The organism is Streptomyces mabaensis, from assembly GCF_053763515.1.
Genome location: NZ_JBSOPZ010000010.1, coordinates 30,782 through 44,560 on the forward strand (window position 1 = coordinate 30,782; position 13,779 = coordinate 44,560).

At 69.3% G+C, this 13,779-nt stretch carries 10 protein-coding genes; 2 read left to right on the forward strand and 8 right to left on the reverse strand.

The genetic code is table 11. From position 1 onward, the window contains the following. From sbnB to ACWV17_RS10940, 5 genes are all read right to left on the reverse strand, one after another. Complete coding sequence (sbnB, locus tag ACWV17_RS10920) at positions 1–1,071, reverse strand: 2,3-diaminopropionate biosynthesis protein SbnB (protein WP_455359482.1); 1,071 nt, start codon at positions 1,069–1,071, stop codon at positions 1–3. Continuing rightward, positions 1,068–2,060 carry a TauD/TfdA family dioxygenase gene (locus ACWV17_RS10925; protein ID WP_455359483.1) on the reverse strand — a complete coding sequence of 331 codons (993 nt, stop codon included), beginning with the start codon at positions 2,058–2,060 and terminating at the stop codon, positions 1,068–1,070. Before ACWV17_RS10925 ends, sbnB begins: the two co-directional genes overlap by 4 nt. Before the next feature lie 21 nt (positions 2,061–2,081). Next, the gene (locus ACWV17_RS10930) at positions 2,082–5,027 is read right to left on the reverse strand and encodes a non-ribosomal peptide synthetase (protein ID WP_455359484.1); all 2,946 of its coding nucleotides are present in this window, start codon (positions 5,025–5,027) and stop codon (positions 2,082–2,084) included. Next, positions 5,027–7,528 (reverse strand): Pls/PosA family non-ribosomal peptide synthetase, encoded by a 2,502-nt coding sequence (locus ACWV17_RS10935; protein ID WP_455359485.1) that lies wholly within the window; start codon positions 7,526–7,528, stop codon positions 5,027–5,029. The genes ACWV17_RS10930 and ACWV17_RS10935 overlap by 1 nt, the downstream gene beginning before the upstream one ends. 137 nt (positions 7,529–7,665) lie before the next feature. Then, a complete protein-coding gene (locus ACWV17_RS10940) occupies positions 7,666–8,541 on the reverse strand; it encodes an NAD(P)-dependent oxidoreductase (protein ID WP_455359598.1) in 876 nt (291 codons plus the stop codon). Positions 8,542–8,659: 118 nt separating this feature from the next. On the opposite strand from ACWV17_RS10940, the gene ACWV17_RS10945 reads away from it, so the two are divergent. Continuing rightward, positions 8,660–9,037: a winged helix-turn-helix transcriptional regulator gene (locus tag ACWV17_RS10945; RefSeq protein WP_455359486.1), complete on the forward strand. Its 378-nt coding sequence runs from the start codon at positions 8,660–8,662 to the stop codon at positions 9,035–9,037. Here the strand turns inward: ACWV17_RS10945 and ACWV17_RS10950 are convergent. Then, a complete protein-coding gene (locus ACWV17_RS10950; protein ID WP_455359487.1) occupies positions 8,930–9,649 on the reverse strand; it encodes an RNA polymerase sigma factor in 720 nt (239 codons plus the stop codon). The two genes, ACWV17_RS10945 and ACWV17_RS10950, sit on opposite strands and share 108 nt — an antisense overlap. 86 nt (positions 9,650–9,735) lie before the next feature. Between ACWV17_RS10950 and ACWV17_RS10955 the strand changes: the two genes are divergently transcribed. Beyond that, positions 9,736–10,725 (forward strand): MerR family transcriptional regulator, encoded by a 990-nt coding sequence (locus tag ACWV17_RS10955; protein WP_455359488.1) that lies wholly within the window; start codon positions 9,736–9,738, stop codon positions 10,723–10,725. A gap of 35 nt (positions 10,726–10,760) precedes the next feature. Here the strand turns inward: ACWV17_RS10955 and ACWV17_RS10960 are convergent, their stop codons facing one another. Further along, positions 10,761–12,134: a cryptochrome/photolyase family protein gene (locus ACWV17_RS10960; protein ID WP_455359489.1), complete on the reverse strand. Its 1,374-nt coding sequence runs from the start codon at positions 12,132–12,134 to the stop codon at positions 10,761–10,763. Beyond that, entirely contained in the window at positions 12,131–13,666 is a 1,536-nt protein-coding gene (locus ACWV17_RS10965; RefSeq protein WP_455359599.1) for an SDR family oxidoreductase, read from the reverse strand. Before ACWV17_RS10965 ends, ACWV17_RS10960 begins: the two co-directional genes overlap by 4 nt. Positions 13,667–13,779 lie beyond the last annotated feature (113 nt).

Consider the following 13,779-nt stretch of genomic DNA (forward strand, 5'->3'; position numbering starts at 1 on the left):
TCATCCGTACCGGCGCAGTTCGTGGAAGAAGCCGTCGATGATCTGCAGTTCTCCCGAGCGGACCACCTCGTCGTAGACGTACTTGCCGACCGCGAGATCGAGCACTCCGAGACCGAAGGGCGAGAACACGGCGGGCCGGCCGGCCGGCACCGGCACCCGCCCTGCCATCACGTCGTACAAGGTGCCGTGCACGAAGTCCCGGTTGCCCGTGAGCTGTTCGGTCAGATGCGGTGAGGTGCCGGCCCGCAGACAGTGATCGATGTCGTCGACGATGTTGGTTGAGGCGAGCAGGATCTGCGGTGCGAGGTCGCGCAGCGACACGTGGAGCACCAACGGGTTGTGGGCGAACCAGGCGAGGCTGTCCACGTGCGGCTGACCGGCGACGGTGGCGAAGACGACCATGTCGCTCTGGCGGATCAACTCCGCTGCGGTGGTGTGCACGGTGATCCGGCCGGCGGTGCCCGACTGCTCCAGGTAGAGGCGGAAGCCGGCTGTGCTGGCGGCGGACACGTCGTGCACGCCGATCTCGTCGAACGACCAGCCGGTGCCTTCCAGGAAGGTGTGGATGTAGCGGGCGATCAAGCCGGCCCCGAAGAATCCGACGCGCGTGGGGCGCGGCCGGTCACGGCTGAGCCAGTCCGCTGCCGACGCGGCGGAAGCGGCCGTTCTGGTGGCGCTGATGATCGAGCTCTCCATGCAGGCGAAGGGATAGCCGGTGGCATGGTCGTTGAGGATGAGCACGGCCGAGGCCCTGGGGATTCCGGATGCCACGTTCGCCGGGAAGCTGGAAATCCACTTCAGGCCGTCCACCCGGGCGTCTCCGCCCAGCGAGGCGGGAAGCGCGATGATGCGCGACGACGGCCGGTCGGGGAAGCGCATGAAGGAGGACGGCGGATTCACCGATCGACCGGCGTCGTGGAGGCGGTAGGTGGCCTCAACCACCTCCACCACGTCCTTCTCGCGTCCTTGCAGCGCGTGCTGGACCTGCGCTCCTGAGATGACCGCGAACGGGGGCACCGCGAGCCGGCCGGTCATGGCGGGCTCCGGTGGGGTGGAACGGACGGTGGTCATGGGGAACCCCTCCCGACGGTCGGTGAGCAGTCGTCCAGGTGAACCGGATCCGCCATCGCCACGACCACGTTGCGGGGCCCTTCGAAGGGCTCCCTGCCGTGCGCGGTACGGATGTTGTCGACGAGCAGAAGGTCACCGGCCTGCCAGGGACGGCGTGCGGTGTTCGCCTCGTAGATCTCGTTGAGCAGGTGGACGACCTCCTCGCCGATGGGGTCGCCGTTGCCGTAGCGGGTGTTGAAGGGAAGGCCGTCGGCGCCGTACTCGTCGATCAGGTACTCCCGAACCTCGGGGGCCATCGTCCACTCGTTGAGAAACGCGATCTGGTTGAACCAGCAGCGCAGGCCGGTGACCGGGTGGTGCACCACGGCGCTGCGGCGCTGCCGGGTGCGCAGTCCGCCGTCGGGCTGCCAGGCGAACTCGATCGCGTTGGCGCGGCAGTAGTCCTCGACCGCGCCCCGGTCCTCAGTGCCGAAAGCCTGCGTCACGGTGGCCCCGATCTCGTCGTTGTAGCTGCGGGTGAGCAGCCAGCCCTCCCGCTCGAAGCGGCCCGTGAGCGAGGTCGGCAGGGCTGCGAGCACGGCGGCCGAGTCGGCCACTGCGGTCGCCCCGCCCATGGTGGGCGCCTCGAGGCACGCGAACAGCATCAAGCCGGGGAACTCACGTGCGTAACTGAGTTCGTGGTGCATGCACATCGGTTGATTGGGTGGCCACTTCGATGAGGAGTAGACGCCCTCGGAGTAGGTCCATCGGGCGGCGAACGCCTCTCTCTCGGTCACGGGACCGGTGGTCAGCGGCCGGACCACCGCGGCGACCTCGCTCGCGTCGCGGAGATCCAGACCGCTGATCATGAGTGCACCGTGCTCGGTGACGAGGGCGCGCAGCGTGTCCCGCTGTTCGGCTGCCCACCGCGCCGGGTCGGTGGCGGCTTCGGCCCGCAGGGTCGCAGGCATACCGGGGTGGGTCTCCACTTGGAGCAGTGCGGACGACATCGTCCTTCCTTTCGTCGTGGCTCAGGAGAGGGCCGGTGAGGTCAGTGCGCGCAGCACGGCGTCGGCCGCCTCCACCGCACGGGTGCGCAGGAAGTCGTGGCCGCCGCCCGGAAGTTCATACAGGCCGACAGCGCGCCGGCCGACGGCGTCACTCGGGAGCTGCGCGTCGAGGAACACCCGCTGCACGTGCACCCCGCGCTCCCGCAGCCTCCTGGCCGTCTCCAACGCGTTCGCCGCGCCCGAGGCGTGACCCCACAGCAGGAGCCTGGCCCGACCGAGCCGGACGATCTCGGAGACCACCTGCTCGACCACGCGGTCCATGGGTACGCACGGCTCGCTGCCGTCGGCTGTGCCGGGACCGGACGGTGCGACGGCGTAGACCGCCGGGCCGCTGCCCGGCAGCGCGTCGGCCAGCGGCTGGAAGTCCGCCGCGTCGCCATCGGCGCCCGGGAAGCCGATCAGAGCGCCGGCCCGGGCGCCGTTCGATTCCGTCAGGGGCCGCAGAAAACCGGGGCTCCGCTCGGTACGGGCGTCGATCAGGCCGGCCAGATCGGCCAGGACCGGGTGGCTGGTCAGGTCGGCGAGGGAGACGGTCCGGTCCAGGGAGATCGCGAGCCTCACTGCTGAGAGTGAGGTGCCTCCCCGGTCGAAGAAGTGGTCCCGCCGGCCGACCCGTTCCTGCGGAATGCCGAGCACCCTGGCCCATGCTGCCGCCAGCCGCTGCTCGGTGGGCGTGCCGGGTGCGTGGTAGTCGTCCTCGACCGCGTCGAGTTCCTCGGCGAGTACCGTCAGCGCCTTCTTGTCGGTCTTTCCGTTCGTGGTCAACGGCAGGCTGCCCCGCCAGTGGAGGGTCGTCGGGACCATGTACTCGGGCAGCGACTCGGCCAGCCGGTCCCGGAGGACGCCGGTCTTCAACGGGGCCCGTGCCGAGTAGAACCCCACCAGGTTCTTGCGGCCCGTCCGTTCCGTGACCACCACTGCACCGTCGCGGACACCGGGCACGCGCAGAAGATAGTTCTCGATCTCGCCGAGCTCGATACGGAACCCACGGATCTTGACCTGTGCGTCCCGTCGGCCGAGGAATTCCAGCTTCCCGTCCGGCTGCCAGCGGCCGAAGTCACCGCTTCGATAGAGCCGTTGGCCCGGGCGGTGCGGATCCGCCATGAAGGCCTGCCGAGTACGCTCGGGATCGTTGACGTAACCGCGGCCGACGCAGACCCCGGAGAAGACGATCGCACCGGGGGCGCCGAGAGGGACCGGCGACAGGTTCTCGTCGACGACATAGATGTGCACGTTGTTGACGGGGCGTCCGAGTGGCACCCGCTCCGTGTCCGGCACCCGGTCCATCACCTCGTGGTTGGTGTCGTCCGACGTCTCGGTCAGCCCGTACGCGTTGACCAGCCGGATCCCGGGTCCGGCCGCGAACCAGCGCTGGACGAGTTCCTTCTTCAGCGCCTCGCCGGTGACCGACACACACCGCAGGTCCGGCAGCCGGCGAGGGTGTCGCTCCAGACCGGCCAGCACGACGTCCAGATACGACGGCACCACCTGGAGCACGCCGACCCGCCCGTCGACGAGCGTGTCGAGGAACCGCTGGACATCGAGGATCGCCTCCTGCTCGACCAGCAGGGTCTGTCCCCCCACCAGCAGCGCTGACATCAGCTGCCACAGCGAGATGTCGAAACACTGGGGCGCGGTCTGCGCGACGACCTGGCCCTCACTGATCCCCAGATCGTCGATCTTGGCGTACAGGTGGTTGAGGAAACCCGCGTGCTCGCACATCGCGCCCTTGGGATCGCCGGTGGAGCCCGAGGTGAAGAAGAGGTAGGCGAGCCGGTTCGCGGCGACCTCGATTCCGAGGTCGTCCTCGGCCGAACTCCCCATGACCGCCGCGTCGATGAAGAGCCGGCGGGTCCCGGGCACGGCGTCCAGGGCCCGATCCAGGTGGGCCGTGCTGCCGGGTTCGGTCAGTACGAGCCCGCACGCGGCACGGGAGAACATGGTGACCATGCGCTCGGCCGGGAAGTGCGGCTCGACGGGCATGTAGACGCCCCCGGCCTTGAAGACGGCGAGGACGGCGGCCATCCAGTCCGGATTGCGTTCGGTCACGACGGCGACGACGCCTTCGGGGCGCAGGCCCTCCGCCAGCAGGGCGTGTCCCAGCCGGTTGGCGCGCACGTTGAGCTCGCGGTACGTCCACCGCCGGCCGGCGTGTACGACCGCGACGGCGTCCGGGTGCGCCCGCACCCGCTGCTCGAACAGCTCGTGGAACCGGTGGTCCGGCAGTTCCCGGCGCGGCCCGGCGAGCCCGTCGATCTGGAACCGGAGCTCCTCGGCGGACAGCAGGCTCCGGCGTCCGTGCGCGGCATCCGGACTGTCGGCCATCAGCCGGAGCGCGGTGAGGTGGTAGCCGGCGATCCTTGCCGCCGCGTGCTCGTCGAGTACGTCGGTCCGGTACCGCAGCCGCAGGACTCGCTCGCCATCCCGGTCCGGGACCGCTACGCACAGCGGGGCGTCCCCGGCCGGACCGCCGCCGTCACCGGCCGGATCGAACACGGCCTCGGGCCGCACTCCGGTCGCCCCGGGCTCGCGGACATCAGCCGGCGGGCAGCCCCGGTGCGCGAGCAGTTCCGACGCGTCCCGATGAGTGTCGACCAGCAGCTCGCGCCAGGTGCCGGCCGCGGTCGTCAGCCGGCAGGGCAACGGCGGGGCGCCCGCCGCCGCGACACAGCCGCTCACGACGGCCTGTTCACCACAGAGCGCGGCGAGCACCTTCGCATGCGCGGCCAGCAGTACCGAACTGAGCGGCACGCCCTGCTCGTCGGCCAGTCGGCGCAGTGCCGTGACCAGGCTGTCCGGGATCGCCGTCTCGTGTTCGGCGCTGCCCGGCGCCGGGGCGGTGGTCCATCGCGGTACGAGGGTGAAGCCACTGCGGGCGGCCCCGCGTTCGCTCAACGGCGTTGCCATCAGAACCCACCTCCCGTGACGCTGTTCTCCCGGCGGAACGGCCGGGCCGGATTCCCGCCCCACCGCGCGCCGCGCGGAACGGTCTCGCCCTTCATGAGGAAGGAGTCGGCCGCGAGCAGAGCGCCGTCGCCGATCGTGACCCCGTAGTGGACGAAGGCGCCGACCCCGAGGGTGCAGCCGGAGCCGATCGTGCTGAGATCGGACTTGAAGGTGCCGTCCTCCTGCGAGTGGCACTGGATGACGCTGCCGGCGTTGAGCGTGCACCCGTCGCCGATGGTGGCCATCGAACGCTCGGTCAGGCTGCAGCCGTCGTCGAACACCATGCGCCCGATGCGGACGCCCAGCAGCCGCCAGACGATGTTCTTGAACGGGGTCCCGTTGAAGATCCGCAGGTAGTTCTCCGACGGCACCTTCCAGTAGCGCTCACGGCGCCAGAAGCGGCGGTCGTAGATCGAGCAGAACAACGTACCCAGCGGATGGAACGCCGTGGTGACGCGCTCGACCAGCACGAAGTACAGGGTGCTGAACAGCAGCAGGAGCACGTTCGCGAGGGCGACCGCCGTCACGCCGAGCGGCGCGTAGAGTTCGGCGGCGGCCGAGAAGATCACGGTGACGCAGAAGAAGTAGAACCAGCCCATCAGCAGAAACCGCGCCATGGTGGCGGCGTTGTGCCGGTTCTTGGCCCAAAGGAGCCTGCGCAGTCCGTCGCCGCTCGTCAGCCCGTCGAACGTGCTGTCCCGCTGGACCGAACGCGGGATCTCGAAGCTGGGCGAGCCGAGCAACCCGACCCCCTCGCGGATCTCTCCGTCGACAGGGATCATGACCTTCGTCGCGAGCAGGCAGTTGTCACCGGTCCGGCCCCGCGAGGGGTAGGCGATCCGGTTCCCGAGGAAGTTGTGCGCTCCGATGGAGGTCCGGGACACGAGAAAGGACGTACTCGTGTACTCGGCGTTCATCATCGACAGCCCGTCGGCGACCATCGTTCCGCTACCGACCGAACTCAGGTAGGGGGTCTCGTGTTTCACCAGGGTGCCGAAGTTCGACCCGGTCTGCTCGAACCGCGAGAGGTCCCAGCCGATCCAGCGCAGATAGTGGACGATGCAGGTGCTGTCGCCGAACAGACGGGTCATGAAACGCCTGTTGGTCAGGCGGAGAACGGCCCGGTGCGCCGCGTGATGGACGCCGTAGAGGGGATAGACCCGGTCCGGTGTGATGACACGACTGAGCAGCCGGGGGATGGTGGCCAACACGAGAAGCCCGACGGGGATGGCGCCGAAGAACACCGCGGCGGTGAGCGCCAGCGTGTCGACGTAGAACACCCAGCCGGTGAGGATCGCGGGCCCGGGTTCCAGCGCCATGGCGAGCTGCGGCACCTCGGCGAGCAGGACGCCGATACCACCGACCACGAGCGGCACGTACAGGAGCAACGCCGTCATCAGCTGCAGCACACCGTGGGTCGCCCTTCGCAGGACGCCGCAGGCGGCGGGAGCCGCGGCCTGGAAGTCCACATCGGCCGGCTGCGCGGGCGAGCCGTGCCAGTGCTCACCCGCGGGCACCGCCTGCCCGCTGTGCAGCGAGGAGGCGTGGCCGAGCTGGGACCCGTCGCCCATCGCGGTGTCGATGTCGAGCACCGTCGCCTCGCTGACGAACACGTTCTTCCCGAGGGTGACGGCGCCCGTCTGGATCACCCGGTGGTGCGCCCGGTAGCAGCTGAGGTACGAGTCCTTGCGGATCACGGTGTCGTCGCCGATGGTCAGCAGGTCGGTGCACACGGGCACGTTCCGGGAGAAGATCGTGACGCCTCGCCCGATCTTCGCGCCCAGTGCCCTGAGATACAGCGAATAGAGCGGTGAACCGACGAAGAGGACCAGAGGGGCCGACCGCACCAGTGTCTTGACGATCCAGAACCGGACGTACGCCAGGCCCCAGACGTCGATCCGGACAGGCTTCCACCGGCCGATGAACACCCACTTCGCCAGAATCGGCAGGCCGCACAGGACGACGAAGGTCACGGCACCGAACACGACGGCTCGCAGATACGCGTCGAACAGGCCGGCTTCGGCGGACATCCATGCGTAACCCTGCACGGTGACCAGTGCGATGAGATAGGCGTATCCGAGGAATCCCAGGAGCTGCACCACGCCGCACATGACGTAGCGCGACCGGCTCGTCCGGGCGGTCGGCTCCGGGACCTCCGGTTCTGCCGGGGGAGCCGGAGCGGAATCCGCGAGAGCCGTGGCCAGCGATCTGATGGTCGGGTGCCGGTAGACGTCCTTCATCGACACCGACGGCAGATCCGCCCGCTTTCTCACCCGCGCACAGAAATGCGCCATGACCAGGGAGTCGGCACCGAGTTCATCGAAGAAGTGACTGTTGGCCGGCACTTCCCTGACGCACGCGACGTCGGCCAGCAATGCGGTGAGGATCTCTTCGGTGCCGGCGGGCGATTTCGGACCACCGTCGCCCAAGCCGTCCGCTCGAAGCGCGCGATAGGTCGTCATGACCCTGGTTCGTTTCTGCCGGGACGACGGATGGGACGGCGGGGGGTTTTTCTCGCCTGATGGGCGGCTATCTCGCCATATGAATCGCAGGCGCGGCCCGCATCGGTTCACCACCGGTGCACGCCGTGGAAGAGTTCTTACCCCGGTCGCTTGATGCTTTCGATGATTCGGGCGAAGCCTTCCTCTCCATGGCCTGCATCAATCTGGCGTTGGATGAGCCGCTGGACCATGGCGACCACCTCGGTGCTGATGCTCTGGTCGGAACTGGCGGCCAGGAGGTCACTGAGGTTGGAGAAGTCGAGGCTCTGCTGCCCTTCGACGGTGTAGTCCCCGCCGTCGATGACTGCGGCGAACTCTTGGAAGGCGCCGGTCATGGCGGTCAGCCAAGGTGCGGCATGAGCAGCGAACTCGCCCGCCGTCACGCCGGCCGGCGCGACCATGGCGGCGCCGTGCATGAATCCGGCGAACATGACGTACATGCCCGCGAGCAGGGCGAGGTCGTACAGGGACGCCAGCCCGGCATCCTCACCGAAGTAGGTACTGGTTCCCCACAGGCCGAGCAGCGGCTTGTACTGATCGAAGGCATCGGCCGATCCGCTGTAGAGGATCGATGCCCCCGGCTGGCCGATCATGTGCGGTACGGCCATGATGCCGCCGTCCAGATACGCGATCCCGGCCTGGGCGGCCCAGTCGGCCAGCTCCCGTGACTGAGCCGGTGACGTCGTGGTCACGTTGACCAGGGTTCGGCCGGCCAGCTCATCGGAGAGCGGATCGAGCACCTCATGGACCGACGCGTGGTCCAGCAGGCATACGATCACCAATCGGCCGGCCCGCACCGCGTCGCCGGCCGTGTCGGCGGACCTGGCGCCCTGCGCGACGAGGTCGTCCGCCTTCCCCGGTGACCGGTTCCAGCACGTGGTCGCGTATCCGGCCTTCACCAGGGCACCCGCGAGAGTGCTGCCCATTGCCCCCAGCCCGAGAACACTTACCCGGACGCCGTTGTCAGTTGTCATTTTGACGCTCTCCCTCGTTTTTGTTCTCGGTTCGATCCTCTCCACAGCCGGTAGAGTTGACTAGTACGGACTAATTAGTCAGGTACTCACCCGAGGGTAAGTACCTCTTGGAGGGCGAATGGCAACTTCAGCGCGACGTGGTCCCTATTTCTGTGGCATCGACGCGGCGATGGACGTAGTCGCCGGCAAGTGGAAGTCGCTCATCCTCTGGGAGCTGACCCACCACGGAACCCGCCGGTTTGCCGAGCTCCGACGCGGTCTGCCGGGTGTCAGCGAGAAGATGCTGATCCAACATCTGCGGGAGATGGAAGAAGACGGGCTCGTGCATCGTGAGGTGTACCGCGAGGTGCCGCCGAAGGTCGAGTACTCCTTGACAGAGCACGGCGTCTCACTCAACGCTGCGCTGGCCTCCCTGGGAGAATGGGGCACCGAACGCATAGGGCGGATCGGGGCCGAAAAGGTCTCCGGCGGCGTTGCCGCGACAGCTCGGCGATAGCCCTGGGTCCGCCGCGCGTCCCTGCTCGATCCTGAGGCGGAGTCGGTGCAAACCGCGGCGGGCATGGCTCTTGACCGTGCCGAGCGGGAGGCCGGTGCAATCGGCGATCTGGACGTGTGTCAGGTCCTCGTAGAACGCCATGCAGAGCACGTCCCGCTGTCGGCTCGGAAGGCGTAGGAGCTCGTCGACGAGGAGTACGCGGTCCACTGCCGCCTCCGGGACCGAGTCGGCCGCCTCGTGTGGCGCCGACGTGGCGACGGTGCGGGCGGCCGCTTCGACGAGCCGGACGCGCCGTGTTCTGGCGGCGAGCGCATCGACGATCTTCCGGCGCGTGATGCCGACGAGCCAGGCGCCCAGCGGTCCGCGCTCCGGATGAAAACCGGCTCGCCCGCGCCAGGCGGAGAGGAAGACCTGCTGCGTGACGTCTTCGGCCTCCTGGGCGTCACCGAGACAGCGGCTCGCCATGGTGTGGACGAGAGGGCTCCAGCGCTTGTAGACAGCGGCGAAAGTGACCTCGTCCGCGGCGAGGAAGGCCCGAGCGAGATCCTCCTCGCGCTGCGTGCTCTCGATGGGGGAATGCCACTGTTCGGCCGGTCGCGTGATCGTCATCATCGTCTCGTTCCTCCTGCCCAGTCCAGTCTTGGACCGCATAAACGACGCAAGCAACATGCGTCGTTTATGCGTCGTATGCTGGAGATGTGACTCCTCCCGGCGACCACAGGCACGGACAGCGGGGCGGCCTCACGACCGGCGAGGTAGCCAGACGCCTCGGCGTCGCTCCCACCACGGTGCGTTCCTGGGACCGGCGCTACGGAATCGGCCCGGACCTGCACACCGGTGGAAAGCACCGCCGCTGGAAGGCCGCCGACGTCGCCAGACTCGAGCGGATGTGCGCGCTGACCACGACAGGCATGCCGCCCGCAGAAGCGGCCAGACTCGCCCGTGAGGATCCGCACGACGGTGTCGTCCTTGCCGCACCCCAGCCGGCCACTCCACCTCCGCCGCGGCGAGGCGGCACGCGCGGTCGGGCCCGGACCGGCCTGCAACTGAGCGACGCCCGCCAGGAGTGCAGAGGGTTGGCCCGGGCCGCCGTTCGACTGGACGCCGTCGCCCTCGACCAACTGCTGGATGCCGTGATCGCCGACTACGGTCTGGTGGCCGCCTGGCATGAGGTGATCATGCCCACGCTCCAGGCCGTCGGCCGTAAATGGGAGAGCTCGGGCGAGAAGTACGTCGAGGTCGAACACTTCCTCTCGTGGCACGTCACCGGCGCTCTGCGTCGGTCCGCCCCACCGGCCGCGACCGCCGGGCCCGGCCGCACGACCCTGCTCGCCTGTGTGCCTGGTGAGAACCACACACTGCCGCTGGAGGTCCTCGCCGCTGCACTCGCCGAACGTGGTCTTCCGGTTCGGATGTTCGGAGCCGCCCTGCCGGTCGAGGCGCTGGTGGAGTCGATCCGCAGGACCGGGCCCGCGGCAGTCGGCCTCTGGGCACAGTCCCGTACGACCGCCAGTCGGCCACTGGCCCAGCACGTCGCTGTGATGGAGTGGGGAGTGCGCGGAGCCCGCAGGCGCCCGGTCGTGCTGACGCTGGGCCCTGGGTGGACCGGACAGCCGGCCCCCGGCCTGCTTCATCCTTCGGGGCTTGCGGGAGCGTTGACCGCTCTGGAGCCGTTCGTGCACGGATGATGGCCTGTGGCGCCGTGTGATGAAGTGCGCCTCCTTCAGTCCCGGCCGCGGGCGTGCCTGAACCGGGCCAGGCCATCCGCAAGACTGATCAGTGGCTCCGGGTAGTCGAGCCCCGCCCGTTCAGACTCGGGCAACCTCCACGGTTCATGGATCCTCGTGGCGGCCACATCCCGCAGTTCCGGCACCCAGCGGCGCACGTACGCGCCCCGCGGGTCGAAGCGCTTGCCCTGGATCACCGGGTTGAGCACGCGGTGGGGGCGCGTGTCCGTGCCGGTCCCGGCCACCCACTGCCAGTTCAGCTGGTTGTTGACGATGTCCCCGTCCACCAGCAGGTCCAGGAAGTGGCGCGCGCCGCTGCGCCAGTCGACGTACAGGGTCTTGGTGAGGAAGCTCGCCACCAGCAGCCGGGCCCGGTTGTGCATCCACCCCTCGTAGGTGAGCTGGCGCATCGCCGCGTCGACCACGGGGTAGCCGGTGCGGCCCTCCTTCCACGCGGCGATCTCCTCTGCGGCCTCCTCCTCGGAGCGCCAGTCGTCGTCGCGTGTGCGGTAGTCGCGTACCGAGGACTCCGGCCGGGCGGCCATCACCTGGTAGTGGAAGTCGCGCCAGCACAGCTGTCGAACGAACGCCTCCGCCCCCGGGCCGCCGCGTGCGCGCGCCCGGTGTACGACTTCGGCGGGGGAGAGCGCGCCGAAGTGCAGATAGGGCGACAGCCGTGAGGTTGCGTCACCGGCCAGATCGTCGTGCCGGTCCTCGTAGGCGGCGAGATCGCCGCGGCCCCAGATGGTCAGGCGTCGGCGCCCTTCGCTCTCGCCGCCTGCCGGAACCCCGGGGGAGACACCCGGCCCGGTGCCCCGGGTAGGCAGCGGGTCGCTGCGCAGGTCGTTCGGAACCGGTACTTTGCGCGGGGCGGTTTCCGGCACCCGCAGAGGTACCTCGGACCAGCGGCGGAAGTACGGCGTGAAGACCGCGAAGTGGTCGGAGCCCGCCGGCAGCACGGCACCGGGCGCGACGGCCGTCACCACGGCGTCGTGCACGACCAGCCGCACACCCCTTGAGGCCAACTCCTTGCGCAGCAGCTCCTCACGCCGGTGCGCGAACCGGGTCACGCCGGCCGCCATGTGCACCTCATGTGCCCCGCACTGCGCGGTGACCGATCCGACCTCGCGTGCCACCGGTCCTGTGCGCAGCATGAGACGGCCGCCGCGTTGTCGCAGCGAGGCGTCGAGGTCGGCAAGGCAGCCGGCCAGGAACGCACGCCGGTTGGGTGCGTCGAACCCTGCGGCGTGGACATCGGGGTCGAGCACGAAGAGCGGCACCACTTCGTCGGCGGCGCGCAGCGCTGCCCGCAGCGGGGGATGGTCATGCACACGCAGGTCCGAGGTGAACAAGACGACGGCGACGGTCATGCGCCACTCCTGGCTACCGGGGCGCTCATCCCTTTGGCAGCGGCCTGGGTGATGTTGCGCGCCATGCCGCCGAACACCGCGGCGTGGAACGGCGAGACGCTCCACCAGTAGGCGTGACCGAAGAGGCCGCGGGGGTGAAACAGAGCGCGCTGCCGGTAGCGGGTGCGGCCCTCGCCGTCGTGCTCGGCATACATCTCCAGCCATGCGAGGCCCGGCAGTCGCATCTCCGCCCGCAGCCGCAGCAGATGCCCGGTCTCGATCTCTTCCACCCGCCAGAAGTCGAGTGAATCACCGACCCGCAGACGCTCGGCGTCGCGACGGCCACGGCGCAGCCCCACACCGCCGACAAAGCGGTCCAGCCAGCCGCGCACCGCCCAGGCGAGGGGGAAGGAGTACCAGCCGTTCTCGCCGCCGATGCCCTCGATCACCTTCCACAGCGCCTCACGAGACGCCTCGACCGTCAGCTGCCGCTCGTCCTCGTAGAGGCTGCCGCCGGCCCAGCCGGGATCGGTGGGCAGCGGATCGCTCGGCGCGCCAGGCAGGCCGGCCGACGACCAGCGCGTGACGACCTGCGCCTGGCGCACGCGCCGCAGCGCCAGGGCGAGGGCCTCGTTGAACGGCAGGGGTTGGCCAGGGGAGTCGGGCACGTAGCGGGCGATCTCATGCTCCTGGCAGACAACCTCGTGGCGCAGCGACTCTGTCAACGGCCGGGCGAGGGGCGCGGGCACCGGTGTGACGAGGCCGACCCAGTGGCTGGACAGACGTGGCGTGAGTACCGGCACGGGCACGATCACCCGTCGCCGCAGCCCGGAGACGACGGCGTACCGGCGCATCATCTCTCGATAGGTGAGGACGTCCGGGCCGCCGATGTCGAAGGCTCGATCGACGTCCGGCGGCATGGTGGCCGAGCCGACGAGATACCTCAGCACGTCCCGCACTCCGATGGGCTGGACCTGGGTGTGCACCCAGCTGGGTGTGACCATGACCGGCAGCCGTTCGGTCAGGTAGCGCAGCATCTCGAAGGACGCCGACCCGGAGCCGATGACGACCGCAGCCCTCAGGACGGTGGCGGGCACCGGCGCGTCGAGGAAGATCTGACCGACCTCGGCACGCGAGCGCAGATGCGGGGACAGCGACCGCTGCGGGACGCCCTGCGGTGTGAGTCCACCGAGGTAGACGATCCGCCGTACGCCCGCGGCGTGCGCCTGCTCGGCAAAGGCCCGGGCCGCGCGGCGGTCCGTCTCCTCGAAGCGCGAGCCGCTCCCGAGCGCGTGCACCAGGTAGTAGGCGATATCGATGCCGCGCATGGCGTCGGCCATGGAGTCGGCCTCGGTGACGTCGCCCTTGATCACCTCAACGTCGCCCGACCAGGGGTGGTCGCGCAGCTTGCCCGGAGTGCGGGCAACGCACCGCACCCGGTGGCCGGCTTTCAGCAGTTCGGGCACCAGTCGCCCGCCGATGTATCCGGAGGCACCGGTCACCAAGCAGTGCAGTGCGCCTGTGTCCGAGGTTCGACCAGTGTCCACGTTCAGCTCCTCCACCGCTCGCGCGCGTTGGTGCACCTGCTGTTCCGATCATGGCCGCAGCCGAAGCTCGGGGTACGGCTTACGTCGGCGTCGGCCCACGCACCGACTTCCTGTCGCAC

Bases quoted from the DNA above. Each gene is read 5' to 3' on its own strand.
- ACWV17_RS10950 (WP_455359487.1), bottom strand. From the start codon at position 9,649: ATGATGACGATCACGCGACCGGCCGAACAGTGGCATTCCCCCATCGAG.
- ACWV17_RS10940 (WP_455359598.1), bottom strand. From the start codon at position 8,541: ATGACAACTGACAACGGCGTCCGGGTAAGTGTTCTCGGGCTGGGGGCA.
- ACWV17_RS10930 (WP_455359484.1), bottom strand. From the start codon at position 5,027: ATGGCAACGCCGTTGAGCGAACGCGGGGCCGCCCGCAGTGGCTTCACC.
- ACWV17_RS10925 (WP_455359483.1), bottom strand. From the start codon at position 2,060: ATGTCGTCCGCACTGCTCCAAGTGGAGACCCACCCCGGTATGCCTGCG.
- ACWV17_RS10960 (WP_455359489.1), bottom strand. From the start codon at position 12,134: ATGACCGTCGCCGTCGTCTTGTTCACCTCGGACCTGCGTGTGCATGAC.
- ACWV17_RS10945 (WP_455359486.1), top strand. From the start codon at position 8,660: ATGGCAACTTCAGCGCGACGTGGTCCCTATTTCTGTGGCATCGACGCG.
- sbnB (WP_455359482.1), bottom strand. From the start codon at position 1,071: ATGACCACCGTCCGTTCCACCCCACCGGAGCCCGCCATGACCGGCCGG.
- ACWV17_RS10935 (WP_455359485.1), bottom strand. From the start codon at position 7,528: ATGACGACCTATCGCGCGCTTCGAGCGGACGGCTTGGGCGACGGTGGT.